The sequence below is a fragment of the Citrobacter sp. Marseille-Q5395 genome (assembly GCF_947057495.1).
Classification (GTDB): Bacteria; Pseudomonadota; Gammaproteobacteria; order Enterobacterales; family Enterobacteriaceae; genus Citrobacter; species Citrobacter murliniae.
In genome coordinates, this window is sequence record NZ_CAMSEL010000005.1 from 269,103 (window position 1) to 287,696 (window position 18,594).

The following is an 18,594-nucleotide window of genomic DNA, read 5'->3' on the forward strand; positions in this document are numbered from 1 at the left end:
CTGTACGCCTTAACGCAGCAGGGGATCCAGTCCACCACGCGCATCCAACGCATACAAGTCGTCACAACCGCCAATGTGCTGTGCATCAATAAAAATCTGCGGAACCGTCGTACGGCCACTGCGCTTGATCATCTCTTCACGTTTCACGGCATCACCGTCAATCGGAAGTTCCTGGAAACTCACACCCTTGCTGTTCAACAGCGCTTTTGCGCGGTGGCAAAACGGGCAGGTTGCTTTGGTATAGATCTCGATATTGGCCATGACTTCTCTCCGATATTACCTTACGGTGCTATTTGCCACGAACCAGTGGCAGGTTTTCACCACTCCAGCCTGCTACGCCGTCTTTCAGTACAGATACCTGCTCAAAACCAGCTTTGATCAGTGCGGTTGCAGATTCCTGACACTGCATGCCGGAACCATCAACCACAATGACCGGTTTGGCCTTGTGTTTTTCAAGCTCACCAAAATTATTGGCTTTGATTTCGCTTGGCAGCAGGTTCGTGGAGCCTGCGATATGACCTTTGCGGAAGTCATCGCGCTGACGTAAGTCCACAATAACCGCATCTTCTTTATTGATAAGACGCGTAGCTTCACCACGTGTGATTACCTTCACTTTCGAGGTCAGGCTTTTAAACGTAGTAAATAATACAGCCGCCAGTAACGCAATCCAGGCGATACTCAACACAGGGTGGCGACTAACAAATTGCATAATTTCTTGCATGGGGGGTAACAACTCCCGACTTAGTGATTAAAAAACAGGGAAAGAGTATACCTGCGCGTTGGCGCAAATACAGCCAGAGCGTGCATTGGATTGCATTTTTGCGGAGCGCTACCGAAAAAAAAACGTAAATCAGAGCACTCCCCGGACCGCTCTACCCCATTATTTGATCTTCTGGGGCTATTTTATCGATTCAGCTGTAGTAAAATTACGCAATTACTTTTGTCTATTGAGTGTGAGGTTGTCGCAATGTCGGTTTCTAAAAAACCTATGGTACTGGTGATTCTGGATGGCTATGGCTATCGTGAAGACAGCCAGGATAATGCCATCTTTAATGCCAAAACCCCGGTGATGGATGCTCTGTGGGCAAAACGTCCGCATACCCTGATTGATGCGTCTGGTCTGGAAGTCGGGCTGCCTGATCGCCAGATGGGCAACTCCGAAGTGGGCCACGTCAACCTGGGTGCGGGCCGTATCGTGTATCAGGACCTGACTCGTCTGGATGTTGAAATCAAAGAACGTACCTTCTTCGCTAACCCGGTGCTGACCGACGCGGTTGACCAGGCAAAAAATAGCGGAAAAGCAGTACACATCATGGGTCTGCTGTCTGCTGGTGGCGTACACAGCCACGAAGATCACATCATGGCGATGGTTGAACTGGCTGCAGAACGCGGCGCAGAAAAAATCTATCTGCACGCCTTCCTCGATGGCCGCGATACCCCACCGCGCAGCGCTGAAAAATCCCTGCAAAAATTCGAAGAGAAATTTGCTGCACTGGGCAAAGGCCGCGTAGCGTCCATCATTGGTCGTTACTACGCAATGGACCGCGACAACCGTTGGGATCGCGTTGAACAAGCGTATGACCTGATGACGCTGGCACAGGGTGAATTCCAGGCTGATACTGCGGTAGCTGGCCTGCAAGCTGCTTATGCCCGCGATGAAAACGACGAATTCGTGAAAGCGACCGTGATCCGTGCTGAAGGCCAGGCTGATGCCGCAATGGAAGACGGCGATACGCTGATTTTCATGAACTTCCGTGCTGACCGTGCGCGTGAAATTACCCGTGCGTTTGTTAACACTGATTTCGATGGTTTCGCACGTAAGAAAGTCGTTAACCTCAACTTTGTGATGCTGACTGAATACGCGGCTGACATCAAAACTGCCGTTGCCTATCCACCAGCATCTCTGGCTAACACTCTTGGCGAGTGGATGGCGAAACACGACAAAACGCAGCTGCGTATTTCCGAAACCGAAAAATATGCACACGTCACCTTCTTCTTCAACGGCGGCGTAGAAGAGCCGTTCAAAGGCGAAGAACGCATCCTGATCAACTCCCCGAAAGTTGCTACCTACGATCTGCAGCCAGAAATGAGCTCCGCAGAACTGACCGAGAAGCTGGTTGCCGCGATTGAGAGTGGTAAATACGACACCATCATCTGTAACTACCCGAACGGCGATATGGTCGGCCACACCGGGGTGATGGAAGCGGCAGTTAAAGCAGTGGAAGCGCTGGATCACTGCGTTGAGCAGGTAGCCAAAGCGGTTGAATCCGTTGGCGGCCAGTTGCTGATTACCGCAGACCACGGTAACGCTGAGCAAATGCGCGATCCGTCTACCGGTCAAGCACATACCGCACATACCAACCTGCCAGTTCCGCTGATTTATGTGGGCGACAAAAACGTCAAAGCAGTCGAAGGCGGTAAACTTTCCGATATCGCCCCGACCATGCTGACGCTGATGGGTATGGAAATCCCGCAAGAGATGACTGGTAAGCCGCTGTTCATCGTGGAATAATCCCTCCCCATGAGGGGAAAGGCGATTAATACCATCACATGGGCCGTGAAATTGCGAAAGTTTTCAGTCAGGCCCTTGTTCTACGCCAGCGCGCTTAGCGCTGGCGTATTGTTGTGCGCCTTTTCCGCCCACGCGGACGAACGCGATCAACTCAAATCTATTCAGGCCGATATCGCGGCAAAAGAACGCGCGGTACGCCAACAGCAGCAGCAGCGCTCCACCCTCCTCGCCCAGCTTAAAGTCCAGGAACAGGCTATCGCCGTTGCCGCGCGTCAATTGCGCGAAACGCAAAATTCGCTGGCGCAGTTGAATGCACAAATCGCTGAGATGAATGCCTCAATAGCAAAACTGGAAAAACAACGCGCAGCGCAGGAGCGCAGCCTTGCGGCCCAACTGGATGCCGCGTTTCGTCAGGGTGAGCATACCGGTATCCAGTTAATCCTCAGCGGTGAAGAGAGCCAGCGTGGACAACGTCTACAGGCCTATTTTGGTTATCTGAACCAGGCGCGGCAGGAAACAATCGCCCAGTTGAAGCAAACTCGCGAAGAAGTCGATGCGCAGAAAGCCGAACTGGAAGATAAGCAGAGTGAACAACAGACGCTGCTGTACGAACAGCGCGCTCAGCAGGCTAAGCTGGAACAGGCCCGTAATGAGCGCAAAAAAACGCTCGCAGGGCTGGAGTCATCCATCCAACAGGGTCAACAGCAGTTAAGCGAGTTGCGTGCCAACGAATCCCGTCTGCGCAACAGTCTTGCCCGGGCTGAAGCCGCCGCCAAAGCACGCGCTGAACGTGAAGCTCGAGAGGCGCAGGCTGTACGCGATAAGCAGCAGGAAGCGTCACGCAAAGGCTCTACGTACAAGCCGACCGAAAGTGAAAAATCACTGATGTCTCGTACCGGCGGTTTGGGTTCACCACGCGGTCAGGCATTCTGGCCTGTACGCGGCCCGACTTTGCATCGCTATGGCGAACAACTGCAAGGTGAGCTACGTTGGAAAGGGATGGTTATCGGCGCTTCCGAAGGTACCGAAGTAAAAGCCATTGCTGATGGCCGCGTTATTCTGGCGGACTGGCTACAAGGCTACGGTCTCGTCGTCGTGGTTGAACATGGTAAAGGCGATATGAGCCTGTACGGTTATAACCAAAGCGCACTGGTCAGCGTGGGTACGCAGGTTCGCGCCGGGCAGCCGATTGCCCTGGTGGGTAGCAGTGGTGGTCAGGGCAGACCTGCACTCTATTTCGAAATTCGTCGCCAGGGTCAGGCGGTCAATCCACAGCCGTGGTTGGGAAGATAAGTTTTGCCTCAGTTTCATCGCATATTGTTCTCACTCGCCAGCCTGCTGGCATTCGCAACCCCTGTTTTTGCTGGCAAACTCGCTATCGTCATTGATGATTTCGGTTATCGCCCGCACACTGAAAATCAGGTACTGGCGATGCCGTCAGCGATCTCCGTCGCCGTATTACCTAACGCCCCACATGCACGTGAGATGGCGACCAAAGCGCATAACAGTGGCCACGAAGTCTTGATCCACCTGCCAATGGCGCCGCTGAGCAAGCAGCCGCTGGAAAAAGATACTTTGCGTCCGGAGATGAGCAGCGACGAGATTGAGCGGATAATTCGCGACGCGGTGAACAAAGTGCCGTATGCCGTCGGACTCAACAACCATATGGGCAGCGCGATGACTTCCAGCCTGTTTGGGATGCAGAAAGTAATGCAGGCGCTGGAGCGCTACGATCTCTACTTCCTGGACAGCATGACCATCGGCAATAGCCAGGCCATGCGTGCGGCTGCGGGAACGGGTGTGAAGGTCATCAAACGCAAAGTCTTCCTCGACGACACACAAAACGAGGCGGACATTCGCCGTCAGTTTAATCGCGCAGTCGATCTTGCCCGCCGCAACGGTTCCGCTATTGCCATTGGGCACCCTCACCCTTCTACAGTACGTGTCCTGCAGCAGATGGTTTATAGCCTGCCAGCTGATATTACGCTGGTGCGCCCGAGCAGCCTGCTCAATGAACCGCAGGTGGACACCTCCACGCCAAATCTGACGACACCGAAAAACGGCGCGCCTGATGCACCGCGAAATCCTTTCCGCGGAGTAAAACTGTGCAAGCCGAAAAAACCGTTAGAGCCGGTTTACGCCAGCCATTTCTTTAACGTGCTTGGAGAAAGCATCACCCAAAGCACGCTGGTGCAGTATATGCGACTGCAGTGGCAGGGCTGGCAGTAATCAGTCTTTCAGATTGAGCGTTAAATGGGCCAGTCGGCGCGGAGTCAGTGATGTATCGCGCCACTTGCTAAACCGGATGGCCCACAGAAGCACCTGATAACCCAGTTTGACGCTGCAAATATTACTCACCATGCGCTTAAACATACCAGAGGCGAAAACCTCGGCAATCATGCGCTGACGAATCTTTTCGTCAGGCTCTTTACGTATGCAATGACAAACACGCAGCGCTTCGTAAATCACCTGCTGTTTGAACTCTGGATAAATCGGGATCCGTCCGGCGTAATCATGATTCATCTTATCCAACAGACGGGTAATTTTTATGTAATGACGCTGATAGGCCAGGTTTTTCAATCCCGTACGTTTCAAACGGCTAACAGAAGCGCCGTGCAAGAAGTATTTATACAGCGGAACTTCCGTGTAACGCGCACGTTTAGCGTTAAACATAAACTCCGTAGTCCAGATAATATCCTGATGGTGGAGGCCGGAAAGAAAAGTCAGCCCAGCGTCACGGATGGTTTGATGGCGGTAAACGCCCATCCAGACCACATGTCGCCAGCGGCGACTGGCTAACGCTTTTCGCAACCAATCCGGCCCGGTCATCACCTCGGTAGAGCGAATACGATCGGTTGGAATAGATGCCCAGGTATGGCCTGTTTCCGCAATACACCAGTCCGCGTTGCACTGCGCAACATCCAGATTGTCCTTCAGCGCCATAGTCATCAGCGTTTCGTACATTTCCGGATAGGCAATATCATCGCCGTCAACGTAAGCGATGTATTCACCTTTCGCAATCTTCATGCCGGTATTTCGCGCCGCCGAAACGCCCCCATTACGCTGGTGTAACAGATGAACGTGCGGATAACGATCCGCATAAGTCTGAGCGAGCTCCGCCGAGTTATCCGTAGAGCCATCATTAACAATAATGATTTCCAGATTTTTCCAGGTTTGCGCAATCAGCGAATCCATACACGCAATGAACGGTTCACCCGTGTTGTAAAGCGGCATAATGACGCTCAGGAGACCAGGGGTATAGGTCATATAAAATCCTGTCAGACAGTATAATTAACGGCAATTTTAAACATATTAAGCGGCAAATGATCAGAGATAATGAGTCATATCTTTGACGGAAAATGCGCCGGACATGTGGGATCGTGCAAACAAAAAAATCCCCGGAGATTTAACGATAATAAATATCCGGGGACAACACACAGAATCCATTGAATGGATATGGTTAATCCCAGCTTAGGATCACTTTCCCTGACTGACCTGAACGCATTGCGTCAAAGCCCTGCTGGAACTCATCAATAGAGAATCGATGCGTGATGATTGGCGACAAGTCCAGGCCAGACTGGATCAGGGCCGCCATTTTGTACCAGGTTTCAAACATTTCGCGACCGTAGATACCTTTAATAAACAGTCCCTTAAAGATAACCTTTGTCCAGTCTACTGACATGTCTGACGGTGGGATCCCCAGCATGGCAATACGGCCACCATGGTTCATGGTGTCTAGCATGGCGCGAAACGCTGGCGGCGCACCGGACATCTCCAGACCCACATCAAACCCTTCAGTCATCCCCAGTTCGGCCATCACATCGGTCAGATTTTCTTTCGATACATTGACCGCGCGAGTGATACCCATTTTGCGCGCCAGATCCAGGCGATACTCATTAACATCCGTAATCACCACGTGGCGTGCGCCAACATGCTTCGCTACCGCTGCGGCCATAATACCGATAGGGCCAGCACCAGAGACCAGCACGTCTTCACCCACCAGATCGAATGACAGAGCCGTATGCACGGCATTGCCGAACGGATCGAAGATAGATGCTAAATCATCGGAAATATTATCCGGGATTTTAAACGCGTTAAACGCCGGGATCACCAGATATTCTGCAAAGCAGCCAGGACGGTTCACGCCGACACCAGTCGTATTCCGGCACAGGTGAGTACGCCCACCGCGACAGTTACGACAATGTCCACAGGTAATGTGACCTTCACCGGAAACACGATCGCCGATTTTAAAACCTTTAACTTCCTGGCCGATACCGACAACTTCGCCGACATATTCATGCCCTACTACCATCGGAACCGGGATGGTTTTTTGCGACCATTCATCCCAGTTATAAATGTGAACGTCAGTCCCGCAGATGGCTGTTTTACGGATTTTAATCAGCAAATCGTTATGACCGACTTCCGGTTCAGGAACGTCAGTCATCCAAATGCCCTCTTCCGCTTTCAGTTTGGATAACGCTTTCATTTCACATCCTCAGGCAATAACGCCCAGTTGTTTACCAATGCGTGTGAACGCGTCGACAGCACGCGTAATCTGCTCAGGAGTATGCGCCGCAGACATCTGGGTACGGATACGCGCCTGGCCTTTCGGAACCACCGGATAGAAGAATCCAGTAACGTAAATCCCCTCTTTTTGCAGCTCGCGGGCAAAGTCCTGTGCTACCACAGCATCACCCAGCATTACCGGGATAATGGCGTGATCGGCACCGGCCAGCGTAAAGCCAGCAGCTGACATTTGTTCACGGAACTGACGTGCGTTCGCCCACAGACGACCACGCAGTTCGCTACCTGCCTCGACCATCTCCAGCACTTTGATGGAAGCAGCAACTATTGCCGGGGCCAGAGAGTTAGAGAACAGATACGGGCGCGAACGCTGACGCAGCCACTCCACCACTTCTTTACGTGCCGCAGTATAACCACCAGATGCGCCACCCAGTGCTTTACCCAGCGTCCCGGTGATGATGTCCACACGCCCCATCACGTCACAATACTCATGAGAACCGCGACCGTTTTCGCCGACAAAGCCAACCGCGTGGGAATCATCAACCATCACCAGCGCATCGTATTTGTCTGCCAGATCGCAGACGCCTTTCAGGTTTGCAATCACGCCATCCATGGAGAAGACGCCGTCGGTGGCGATTAGCACATGGCGAGCCCCCGCTTCACGAGCTTCTTTCAGGCGAGCTTCCAGCTCCTGCATATCGTTATTGGCGTAACGGAAACGCTTCGCTTTACACAGACGAACGCCGTCGATGATTGATGCGTGGTTCAGGGCATCGGAGATAATCGCATCTTCTGCACCCAGCAGCGTTTCGAACAGGCCGCCGTTGGCGTCGAAACAGGAAGAGTAAAGAATGGCGTCTTCCATCCCCAGGAATGTAGCCAGTTTTTGCTCCAGTTGCTTATGGCTGTCCTGGGTTCCACAAATAAAGCGCACCGACGCCATACCAAAGCCGTGAGAATCCATACCCGCTTTTGCTGCCGCAATCAGTTCCGGGTGGTTAGCCAGTCCCAGGTAATTGTTCGCACAAAAGTTAATAACGTGGCTTCCGTCTGCCACGGTGATATCCGCCTGCTGGGCAGACGTAATAATGCGCTCTTCTTTAAACAATCCTTCCGCACGTGCGGTTTCCAGATCGTTCGTTAACTGCTTGTAAAAATTCCCACGCATTGCAATTCTCCAGACTGGGCAAATTTCAGCACATATTACCCAAAGCTATACGTTGATACGAGATGACGCATCATCACTTCTTTAAAATGAAGCATAAATCACGTGTACCCGCACAGCTTATCTGTGAATGGCTGAAGCCAGAGCCATGTAGTGATATGATTAGAGACATTCGTGTCTGAGATTGTCTCTGACTCCATAATTCGAAGGTTACAGTTATGATCATCGTTACCGGCGGCGCGGGCTTTATCGGCAGCAACATCGTTAAGTCCCTGAATGATAAAGGCATCACCGATATTCTGGTGGTGGACAACCTGAAAGACGGCACCAAGTTTGTGAACCTGGTGGATCTGAATATTGCTGACTACATGGACAAGGAAGACTTCCTGATCCAGATTATGGCCGGAGAAGATTTCGGCGATATTGAGGCGATTTTCCACGAAGGCGCATGCTCCTCCACCACCGAGTGGGACGGCAAGTACATGATGGACAATAACTATCAATACTCTAAAGAGCTGCTGCACTACTGCCTGGAACGCGAAATTCCGTTCCTGTACGCCTCTTCTGCCGCCACCTACGGCGGTCGTACTTCTGACTTCATCGAATCCCGCGAATATGAGAAACCGCTGAACGTCTACGGCTACTCAAAATTCCTGTTCGACGAATATGTGCGTCAGATCCTGCCTGAAGCAAACTCCCAGATCGTTGGCTTCCGTTATTTCAATGTCTACGGACCGCGTGAAGGCCATAAAGGCAGCATGGCAAGTGTGGCTTTCCATCTCAACACCCAGCTCAACAATGGCGAAACACCAAAGCTGTTTGAAGGCAGTGAAAACTTCAAACGTGATTTCGTCTATGTCGGCGATGTTGCAGCGGTAAACCTGTGGTTCCTGGAAAATGGCGTTTCCGGAATCTTCAACCTCGGTACTGGTCGGGCAGAATCTTTCCAGGCCGTCGCGGACGCTACGCTGGCGTACCACAAAAAAGGCAGTATTGAGTACATTCCGTTCCCGGAAAAACTGAAAGGCCGTTACCAGGCATTTACCCAGGCGGATCTGACTAACCTGCGTGCTGCGGGCTATGACAAACCGTTTAAGACCGTTGCCGAAGGCGTAACGGAATATATGGCCTGGCTGAACCGCGACGCGTAAGTATGAAAATTTTGGTGATAGGCCCGTCATGGGTGGGCGACATGATGATGTCGCAAAGTCTCTATCGCACGCTCAAGGCGCGCTATCCCCAGGCGATAATCGACGTGATGGCACCTGCATGGTGCCGTCCGCTGCTGTCGCGTATGCCTGAAGTCAACGAAGCCATCGCCATGCCGCTGGGACACGGTGCGCTGGAGATCGGCGAACGCCGTAAACTCGGTCACAGTATGCGTGAGAAACGCTATGACCGTGCTTACGTGCTACCAAACTCTTTTAAATCCGCTCTGGTGCCGTTCTTTGCAGGCATTCCCCATCGTACCGGCTGGCGTGGCGAGATGCGCTACGGCTTACTCAACGATGCGCGCGTGCTGGATAAAGAGGCCTGGCCGCTGATGGTCGAACGCTATGTGGCGCTGGCCTACGATAAAGGCGTGATGCTTTCCGCCAAAGATTTACCGCAACCGCTGTTATGGCCACAACTGCAAGTCAGTGAAGGCGAAAAATCACTGACCTGTAACCAGTTCTCCCTCTCTGCTGAACGCCCAATCATCGGTTTTTGCCCTGGCGCAGAATTTGGTCCGGCGAAACGCTGGCCTCACTATCACTATGCTGAACTGGCGAAGCAACTGATCGACGAAGGCCATCAGATTGTGCTGTTTGGCTCGGCCAAAGATCATGAGGCCGGCAATGAGATTCTGGCAACGCTGAACACCGAACAGCAGGCGTGGTGTCGTAACCTGGCTGGCGAAACGCAGCTGGAACAGGCCGTTATTCTGCTTGCCGCCTGTAAAGCTGTTGTCACCAATGACTCCGGCTTAATGCACGTTGCCGCGGCGTTGAACCGACCTCTGGTAGCATTGTATGGCCCAAGTAGTCCTGACTTTACCCCGCCGTTGTCTCACAAAGCGCGGGTCATTCGTCTGATTACGGGTTATCACAAGGTTCGTAAAGGGGATGCAGCAGAAGGTTATCACCAGAGCCTGATTGACATCACTCCCCAGCGTGTACTGGAAGAACTCAATGACCTGTTGTTACAAGAGGAAGTCTGACGGATGCGGGTTCTGATCGTTAAAACATCGTCAATGGGCGATGTACTGCATACGTTGCCCGCATTAACGGATGCGCAGCAGGCCATTCCGGATATTCAATTTGATTGGGTAGTGGAAGAAGGGTTCGCCCAAATCCCCGCCTGGCATTCGGCCGTTGACCGCGTAATTCCGGTGGCGATTCGCCGCTGGCGCAAGGCCTGGTTTTCCGCACCGATTAAAGCGGAGCGTAAAGCCTTTCGCGATGCAGTTCGTTTGCAGCAGTATGACGTGATAATTGATGCACAAGGCCTGGTAAAAAGCGCCGCGCTGGTCACGCGTCTGGCGCGTGGCATCAAACATGGTATGGACTGGAGCACGGCGCGCGAGCCCCTGGCGAGTCTTTTTTATAACCGCAAACATCATATTGCCAAACAGCAGCATGCCGTTGAACGAACCCGAGAACTGTTCGCAAAAAGTCTGGGATATGCCAAACCACAGTCACAAGGTGATTACGCTATCGCGCAGCATTTTCTGAATGAACTTAATGCCGATGCGGGACAGTATGCAGTCTTCTTGCATGCCACTACGCGTGATGATAAGCACTGGCCAGAAGCGAACTGGCGGGAGCTGATTGGCCTTTTAAATAATGCAGGCATACGCATTAAGCTCCCCTGGGGTGCTCCTCATGAAGAGGCGCGGGCCAGGAGACTGGCTGAGGGATTTGATTACGTAGAGGTTCTACCGCGAATGAGCCTGGAGGATGTGGCTCGGGTATTAGCAGGCGCTAAATTTGTCGTCTCAGTTGATACCGGATTAAGCCATTTGACTGCCGCACTGGATCGACCGAATATTACGCTGTATGGCCCGACGGACCCTGGGTTGATTGGGGGATATGGGAAGAATCAATACGCGCAGAAGAGCCATTCCGGAAAGTTACAGGATCTGGATGCCAGCGCTATCAAAGTATTGCTACTTGATATTAATTTGCTTTAATTTTAAGAGACGAATCATGCTTCGCCAACACATGTTTTCTCGCCTTATCTGCAGCATAAGAAGTAATCCATATGATTTTATATACGTACTATTTTATGCTGGGATCCTTGCAACCCTTGCGATGGTATTGGTCAACCCAGATGAAGCGCTAAAGGTATTTATTGTCTGTGCGATCCTGTCTCTACCATTGATTGGTAAAAATATTAAGCATGTGCTTAGCCACAAACAAAATCTATTTTTACCATTTATGTTGCTGCTCTTCGGTTTAGTCCAAATCATTTGGGTGGAAATCTTTAAGCAACCCGGTTCTGCTTTTACCGGCGCTTATCGTTCATACCAGAACGGTGGTAAGGTCATGGTTTTTGCCGCACTGGTTATTGCCGCATTGACATCACAACCATCACGCGCAATAAAAAACCACATTGTCAGCATCTGGGTTATTCTCACAGCAATAGGTTTGTATCTTTTTGCGGGATATCAACTTTCAGGCACCTCCGATCCGATGGCCTATCGCGTTGCGCTCGGTTTTGAGCACCCAACCGGAGCGGCCTACGGCCTGACGTTTATCGCGTTATTAGCATCACAGGCGATTCTCAACCTGCGTTTAAAACATACCGTCTCACTTTACCTGCTACATTTCTTAATATCATTGGCCGTTATCATCACCACACAAACTCGGGCAGCTATTCTGATCTATCCGCTCCTGAGTATCGGTCTTTTTTTCATACACTATCGCCATAACCGCACTATATTATTAAGAGCGCTGCTGGCCTTCGCGGTATTAGTCGGGCTGGCAGCGATCCCCCTGAAATCGGTTATTGAAAATCGCTACCAGAATATGATGGTTGATCTGCATTCTTATAGCCAGAGTAATAGTAATACTTCCATTGGCGCGCGATTTGCGATGCAACGAGTAGGAATTGATGCCGGCAAAGCACACTATTTGGGACAATCACTTGAACAACGTGATGCTGAAATCAAAGTATCCGCTTTACAAAATGTCTCACTGCAAGGGGCACTCGCGTATGTTGACATCCATCTGCATAATGAAGTCATTGATACGTTTTCACTTAAAGGCATCCCAGGGGTTGTTGTGCTAATCTTGCTGTATAGTGCTATGTTTTTAATAGGTTACACGCAACGTAGTCCTTTACTATTCGCCATATCAGGCGCTATAGCTATCTATGGCTTAAGTGATTTATTATTATACGCTAAAGGCGAAGCCTTGAGCAGCGTTCTGACGTTATGCGTAGCGGTAATGCTGGTACCGGGTCCAACGAGAGAAAGATGCCATGATTAACGCTTCAGGTTATTTACTAAGCATTATTATACCTGTATACAATAATGCTGAATTTATTACAGCTACGCTGACGTCTATACATCAGAGTATTACTGAAGATGTTGAGTTAATAATTATTAATGATGGCTCTACAGATTTGACTGATGAACGTATCAATGCGTTTTATCGCGAAAAAAACTGCAATAACATTAAATACATCAATAAGGAAAATCAAGGTGTTGCGATTACTCGCAACGTTGGGCTTGCGCATGCTACAGGGAAATATATTGGCTTTGTAGACAGCGATGATATCATCAGCCCAAATTATTTTTCTGTTCTTCTCCCTAAATTACGAGAAGAAAAATATGATATTGTCGAATTCAATTTAACTCGTGATATCAATAAGTTGTATCAGGCTCCATCAGATAGTGAGAGCACTATAGCCCAGCATGAAATTATTTTAACTGACGACAACTACGCGCCCCTGTTACCAACATTCCGTGCCGGGCAATGGCATCTCATGACAAAGATCTTTCATCGCGACATTATCGGCGAAGATCGATTTGAAGAACATCGCCGCTACGAAGATGTTATTTTCTGCCCTTTTCAGTATTTCAAATGTCATCGTATTTTAAAAATTGATAGCAAGTTATACTATTACCGGGTAAATGATAAAAGTATCACCGAGAATATTATCGATAGTGATGCTGATAATATCTTCTTTGCCATGAAAAAAATGAGCAACTACATAAGTAAAAATGATGAAAAGCGAGCTGTTGCTTCATTAATGATTATTAATTGTTTTTTAGAAGGGCGCAAAATTTTACGCAAGAAGAGAGGGTATTATCGCTATGACGAGGATATGATTAATGATATTCAGAATGCACTGGCTAACTGTGACACCAGGGTCGTTAAGAAAAAAATTATTTATAAAATGAAGTATCCACATATTGATCGTTCCATTTCTGAAGTGAGATATAAAATAATAACAGCTTGCAAAAATTTGTTTTTTGGAAAGGGAGCTAAAAATGTTTGATAAAGTAGAAAGAGTTCTCATTTGCAAGCTAAAATTTTATGGTGATGTACTGTTAATCACACCTTTAATTAACAGTATTCAGACTCGGTATCCGCACGCTAAAATTGATCTTCTTCTTTATAAAGATACTAAATCAATCTTAGCCGCTAATGAAGGTATCAACGATTTCTATCTCATTGAGAAAAAGAAAGGTCCACTGACAAGCGTAAAAAATTACATATCAATACGTCAGCAACTAAAAAAGAACCAGTACGATCTTATCATTAATTTAACCGAACAATGGCCGATTGGTGTACTTATCGCTTCGTTACACCGTCCATCTGTTGCGTTTGAACGCGACAAGAAACAATGGAACAGACTATTTTCACGAGTTACACCACTGACTGGCACACATATTGTCGAACAAAATTTATCAATCCTCAAAGGCATTGGCTTTAGCGAAACAGAACTAAAGAAAAAAATGAGTCTTCGCTATCGTCAGGATGACTATCAATATTTGGTATCTCAACTCCCGGCATTACCTACGCAAAAATATGTTGTTATTCAACCGACTGCAAGACAAGAGTTTAAATGCTGGGATGATGATAAATTTGCACACGTTATAGATCATCTGCATCAACTTGGCCTGCATGTTTATCTTACCTGCGGACCAGCATTAAGTGAGCAACATCAGGTCCAACGCATTGCTGCGCTGTGTAAATTATCTCCTGACCTGACACTGGCTGGTCACACCACTTTCCTGCAGTTAGCCGCATTAATCGACCATGCCATTCTCTATATTGGTGTCGATTCGGCACCCATGCATATGGCAGCGGCATTAGGAACACCACAGGTATGTTTATTTGGTGCGACCAAATATCAACAATGGAAGCCATGGTCAGATAAAGCGATTGTGATTTGGGCTGGTGATTATCACCCTATGCCTTCCAGAGAGGAGCTCGACAGGTCAAAAAAATATTTAACATGGATACCAGAACAAGCTGTGATTGACGCTATCGATACGGTACTTCATGATAGTGATACTGACAAAGGTAATGAGAAAGAATAAATGGATAACAAAAATAACGTCATTAATATTGCTTACTGTACAGATGCTAATTATCTGGAATATGTAGCAGTGTCCATTATGTCGGTCATAATGAACAATCCAGGACAATCTCTTTCATTTTTCGTCTTTGTCTATGATGTCAATGATGAGGATATTGATAAATTACGTTCAACCAGCGAAAAAATTCAGGTTGTAAAGATCGATAAAGAAGAAATTGAAAAATATAATAACGACTTTGCAATCAAACATCTTAACCGCTCGACTTATATGCGTTTGGCCGTGCCGCGCTTACTAAAAGATAAGGTAGAGCATTTTATCTATTTAGATGCCGATACTTTGTGCTTTGATAAGCTCAATGAGATTAATAACATTGATATTAGTGATGTCATCTGTGCTGTTAGCCATGACTCGCTCGATATTCATGATAATAAAAATGCAAAACGTTTAGATTTGCGCACTGATCACTATTTTAATGCCGGGTTCCTGTACATTAATGTAGCCAATTGGATCAAATATGATATTGAGCATAAAGCAAATACTGTCCTATTTGAACAAGGGAAATCATTACCTTATTTCGACCAGGATGCATTAAACATTGCTATGGATGGCAACGTTGCGTTTATTGATAACCGATGGAATTTTTTATTCAATTGGTTCAACGATGAACAAAGGGAGTCTTTTTTCTACAACTCAGAGTTCCTCCCTCGAATTGTCCATTTTACCGGCGGAAGAAAACCATGGTATAAGGAACATACAGGGCTTTCACAGCAACTCTATCTTTTCTATCATCATTTCACGCCATGGCGAAATACAGAATTGCGCTCATATGCACCACGTATGAGACCTACCGATTATAGGGTTTACTCTCGCCAGGAAGCCAAAAAAGGGAATTATTTCACCGCAATAAAATGGTATATGAAATATCTCAAAACTAAATTGCAATAAAAAAACTCCCTCACGGGAGTTTTTTTATTTTTGCTTTAATTTTTGTATTAAATAACCTGCATAACTTATCAGCGAGGCGAAAAATCTACCCTGTAATCGCTCATGCCGAGATTTCTTTTTATATTGTTTTGGCGTTCTGGCTGGTAACAGGGGAACATCAGCCCATGGTGATGCCTTCCATGCCTCAACAAAATACTGTGCAGAGGGGTAGTTAGCCCAAGAATTCCATGGTTTAGTTACGCCAACATAATGAATAAGGATTGTATCATCCGTAATATATTTTTTATATCGAGAAAGATCTTTGCTTTTCAATTCTTGTTTAATACCATAAATGGCGTTAAATTTTCTCGGTAAAAAAATAACTTTATTTAAAAAAATAATATTTAAAACATCCTGGTCAGGGAAAGATAGTTTATTTCTTTTATCTAACAGAATATCAAAAGCAGCATTAATAAAATTCTGTTCTTTCCACTTTTTAAGATTTGCGTAGATAACTCCAGAATTAAAATATTCACTGTTTTCTGTAACATCTCTGGCGGGACTATCATCCACATCGGTAACTACAGCGGCAACATGCTGATTAATATCAATTTGACTAAGTTCAATGAGCGAACCTTTACACATCACATCGGCATCGATATATAACAGAGAATCTATTTTTTCGCCCAAATATTCGAATGCAACAAATCTAAAGTACATTGCATGGGACCAGGCATGGCCGCTCGGCAATACTTTTAATCCTTCGGCATCCATAACATAAATTGAGATATTTGTGGAAAATTGTTTTGCTAGTTTTATAATTCTTTGTTGATAATCGTCTTCCAGATAATCTGTAAAGAGATGGAAATGTATATTTAAACCTCTATTATGTAACAGTACTGATGTCATCGAGATCGCAGCACCAAACATAAAATTTTTATCAACACCCCAGGCAATGTTAAATTCTGTTTTTTGTTCAGTGGGTGCCTGATTAAATTCAAGTATCTTTTTTATGGATCGATGACAATCAAAGTTCATTCGCTACACCTATTTAATCTTATTATCAATAAATTACAGTTAGTGTTTTCAGTGCACTTTAGGACTATGTAACTTAGTCTTTATATACATCACATGACTAAGAACTGATCGGATATATTTTCGCTGTACTCTCTCATGCCGCGATTTACGTTTATACAGTTTTGCTGTATTTGCGTTAAGTAAAGACTTTTCCGCCCATGCCGATTTTTCATAAGCTTCAATGAAGTATTTAGCTACTGGGTATTTAGCCCATTTATGCCATGGTTTAGTAACACCAACATAATGAATCAACACCGTATCATCAGTAATATAATCTTGATAGATTTCATCATTTTTATTCTGAAGTTCCTGATCCACACCGTAGATACAGTTAAAATCTCTTCTCAGAAAAATGACATTATCCACGAACAATATATTCAGAACATCCTGATCAAAATAAAGGAGTTCCTTCTGGCGCTCCTCTAAAATAGAAAACGCCTTAGTCAGGAGCTGTTGTTCTCGCCAAACATCTAAATTCGCATATACAACACCAGAATTAAAATAACCATTACTCAGCGCTGGTATACCGAGCCGGTTACCTGATTTGATACGCACTTCATCGATATCATTGATAACAGCAGCATATTCCCCACAGAAATTAACCTCAGTAAACTCTCGCAAAGAACCTTTGCATATAACATCAGCATCAAGATACAGTACGGAGCTTAATTCTGCGCTTAAATATTCAAAGGCAAAATAACGATAGTACATTGCATAAGTCCAGGCTTTCGTGCTCGGTAGCTTACGAAATGCAGCGTTATCGAAAACAAGAATCGTCACCGTCGTACTATACATTTGGGTCAGTCGATTTATGCTTTCCAGATAGTCATTATCAATATAGTCTGTTGCTATATAAAAATTGATATCGATATCAGGATTATTAACTAATACTGATGTCATTGAAATCCCGGATCCAAATAAAAAATTGCGATCGACGCCATACGCAATATTTAATTTCTTATCTTTATCGTGCGTAGAGCTGTCAATAACATGCTTTTGAATAATTACTTTTTGAAAATCAATGTTCATAATAAAATGGCCTCAAACTTTTTATGCATTTTATAGCGCTTTTCTTATTGTTCTTTGTCTTATTTTTTGCGCTTTTGTGACAGCTTGTTGAAACAATCTGACTTCGTGGCGGAGAATTTCACGCAATGGCATTGCGAAATATACACGTAAGAAACGATAGATATCCCTGGATGTCAATCCGATCTCCAGTGAGGAGAAATAGAGCCCAATTAAATCCTTGTCACGCCAACGGCGCGGTACATGCTGACGTATTTGTGCACGATGCAGGTCAATTACAGAAAGTTTAATATCCGCGATTTCTGTTGGCATCGGCTGTTGAAGCAGAAAGTGACAGATATAACAGTCCCGATGGTTCACCCCACCACGATGCATTTTTCCGACCATCTCTGCTACACGGGTAATAATGGCCTGTTTTAAGACAAAATCAGGGCGCTCGACACCCCATCTGGCGCAAAAATCTTCAAGGCTGATTGCAGGAGACAGGTCTTCAGTGATGATAAATGACGTTCGCTCTAACGGGTTAAGTCCTTTCTGACCAAATGCAACACCGTTCATTGTATCAACATTCAGCTCTTTCAAACGGTGAATAGCTAACCATTCTCGATCTGCGCCAAGAACAGGCATGCGGAGAGAAATGAGGTTCTTCACCACTTCTTTTAGCGTGGTTCCGTGATGATATTTAAGAAAATACCCCTTACCCATCATCTCAAAACGCAGGGTACGCCGTGTTTCCAGAGCGCGGAAGACTTCACCATCCAGCTTAGACACTTCCGCGAACGGATCTTTTCCTTGCCATTGCGTGGCAAACGGTTCTTTTAGTTCAATCAT

The 18,594-nt window shown here is 46.9% G+C and carries 18 protein-coding genes; 10 read left to right on the plus strand and 8 right to left on the minus strand.

Annotated elements, in window-relative coordinates; translation table 11 throughout:
* Positions 1-9 precede the first annotated feature (9 nt).
* Both grxC and OH663_RS07500 read right to left on the minus strand, forming a co-directional pair.
* Entirely contained in the window at positions 10-261 is a 252-nt protein-coding gene (gene grxC / locus OH663_RS07495; RefSeq protein WP_003024152.1) for a glutaredoxin 3, read from the minus strand.
* Positions 262-289: 28 nt separating this feature from the next.
* Positions 290-721 (minus strand): rhodanese-like domain-containing protein, encoded by a 432-nt coding sequence (locus OH663_RS07500; protein WP_045448788.1) that lies wholly within the window; start codon positions 719-721, stop codon positions 290-292.
* A gap of 246 nt (positions 722-967) precedes the next feature.
* Between OH663_RS07500 and gpmM the strand changes: the two genes are divergently transcribed.
* The 3 genes from gpmM to OH663_RS07515 are packed head-to-tail and all read left to right on the plus strand — an operon-like array spanning position 968 to position 4,741.
* Positions 968-2,512, plus strand: coding sequence for a 2,3-bisphosphoglycerate-independent phosphoglycerate mutase (gpmM, locus tag OH663_RS07505; RefSeq protein WP_045448790.1), 1,545 nt, complete (start codon positions 968-970; stop codon positions 2,510-2,512).
* Positions 2,513-2,545: 33 nt separating this feature from the next.
* Entirely contained in the window at positions 2,546-3,805 is a 1,260-nt protein-coding gene (envC, locus tag OH663_RS07510) for a murein hydrolase activator EnvC (protein ID WP_231593101.1), read from the plus strand.
* 3 nt (positions 3,806-3,808) lie between these two features.
* Complete coding sequence (locus tag OH663_RS07515; RefSeq protein WP_048223104.1) at positions 3,809-4,741, plus strand: divergent polysaccharide deacetylase family protein; 933 nt, start codon at positions 3,809-3,811, stop codon at positions 4,739-4,741.
* Here the strand turns inward: OH663_RS07515 and OH663_RS07520 are convergent, their stop codons facing one another.
* From OH663_RS07520 to kbl, 3 genes are all read right to left on the minus strand, one after another.
* The gene (locus OH663_RS07520) at positions 4,742-5,779 is read right to left on the minus strand and encodes a glycosyltransferase (RefSeq protein WP_045448796.1); all 1,038 of its coding nucleotides are present in this window, start codon (positions 5,777-5,779) and stop codon (positions 4,742-4,744) included.
* Between the two features lie 193 nt (positions 5,780-5,972).
* Positions 5,973-6,998 carry an L-threonine 3-dehydrogenase gene (gene tdh / locus OH663_RS07525; RefSeq protein WP_045448798.1) on the minus strand — a complete coding sequence of 342 codons (1,026 nt, stop codon included), beginning with the start codon at positions 6,996-6,998 and terminating at the stop codon, positions 5,973-5,975.
* A 9-nt stretch (positions 6,999-7,007) separates the two neighbouring features.
* A complete protein-coding gene (gene kbl, locus OH663_RS07530) occupies positions 7,008-8,204 on the minus strand; it encodes a glycine C-acetyltransferase (RefSeq protein ID WP_045448800.1) in 1,197 nt (398 codons plus the stop codon).
* A gap of 215 nt (positions 8,205-8,419) precedes the next feature.
* On the opposite strand from kbl, the gene rfaD reads away from it, so the two are divergent.
* From rfaD to OH663_RS07565, 7 genes are read left to right on the plus strand one after another with little or no spacing between them, the layout of a single operon-like run.
* On the plus strand, positions 8,420-9,352 hold the full coding sequence (gene rfaD / locus OH663_RS07535; RefSeq protein WP_003827312.1) for an ADP-glyceromanno-heptose 6-epimerase: 933 nt from the start codon (positions 8,420-8,422) through the stop codon (positions 9,350-9,352).
* Positions 9,353-9,354: 2 nt separating this feature from the next.
* The gene (gene rfaF / locus OH663_RS07540; RefSeq protein ID WP_045448802.1) at positions 9,355-10,401 is read left to right on the plus strand and encodes an ADP-heptose--LPS heptosyltransferase RfaF; all 1,047 of its coding nucleotides are present in this window, start codon (positions 9,355-9,357) and stop codon (positions 10,399-10,401) included.
* 3 nt (positions 10,402-10,404) lie between these two features.
* Positions 10,405-11,373 carry a lipopolysaccharide heptosyltransferase RfaC gene (gene rfaC / locus OH663_RS07545; RefSeq protein ID WP_045448804.1) on the plus strand — a complete coding sequence of 323 codons (969 nt, stop codon included), beginning with the start codon at positions 10,405-10,407 and terminating at the stop codon, positions 11,371-11,373.
* A 16-nt stretch (positions 11,374-11,389) separates the two neighbouring features.
* On the plus strand, positions 11,390-12,673 hold the full coding sequence (locus OH663_RS07550; RefSeq protein WP_200011241.1) for an O-antigen ligase family protein: 1,284 nt from the start codon (positions 11,390-11,392) through the stop codon (positions 12,671-12,673).
* Entirely contained in the window at positions 12,666-13,688 is a 1,023-nt protein-coding gene (locus OH663_RS07555; protein ID WP_045448807.1) for a glycosyltransferase family 2 protein, read from the plus strand. The genes OH663_RS07550 and OH663_RS07555 overlap by 8 nt, the downstream gene beginning before the upstream one ends.
* The gene (gene rfaQ, locus OH663_RS07560; RefSeq protein WP_045448809.1) at positions 13,681-14,736 is read left to right on the plus strand and encodes a lipopolysaccharide core heptosyltransferase RfaQ; all 1,056 of its coding nucleotides are present in this window, start codon (positions 13,681-13,683) and stop codon (positions 14,734-14,736) included. The genes OH663_RS07555 and rfaQ overlap by 8 nt, the downstream gene beginning before the upstream one ends.
* Positions 14,737-15,681, plus strand: coding sequence for a glycosyltransferase family 8 protein (locus OH663_RS07565; RefSeq protein WP_200011239.1), 945 nt, complete (start codon positions 14,737-14,739; stop codon positions 15,679-15,681). It abuts the gene before it with no gap.
* Positions 15,682-15,705: 24 nt separating this feature from the next.
* Here OH663_RS07565 and OH663_RS07570 read toward each other — a convergent pair whose 3' ends face one another.
* Genes OH663_RS07570 through rfaP form a run of 3 tightly spaced genes read right to left on the minus strand, consistent with a single transcriptional unit; the run spans position 15,706 to position 18,594 of the window.
* Complete coding sequence (locus OH663_RS07570; protein ID WP_200011237.1) at positions 15,706-16,698, minus strand: glycosyltransferase family 8 protein; 993 nt, start codon at positions 16,696-16,698, stop codon at positions 15,706-15,708.
* Between the two features lie 48 nt (positions 16,699-16,746).
* On the minus strand, positions 16,747-17,766 hold the full coding sequence (locus OH663_RS07575) for a glycosyltransferase family 8 protein (RefSeq protein WP_045448814.1): 1,020 nt from the start codon (positions 17,764-17,766) through the stop codon (positions 16,747-16,749).
* A gap of 30 nt (positions 17,767-17,796) precedes the next feature.
* Positions 17,797-18,594, minus strand: a complete 798-nt coding sequence (rfaP, locus tag OH663_RS07580; protein ID WP_200011235.1) for a lipopolysaccharide core heptose(I) kinase RfaP — start codon at positions 18,592-18,594, stop codon at positions 17,797-17,799.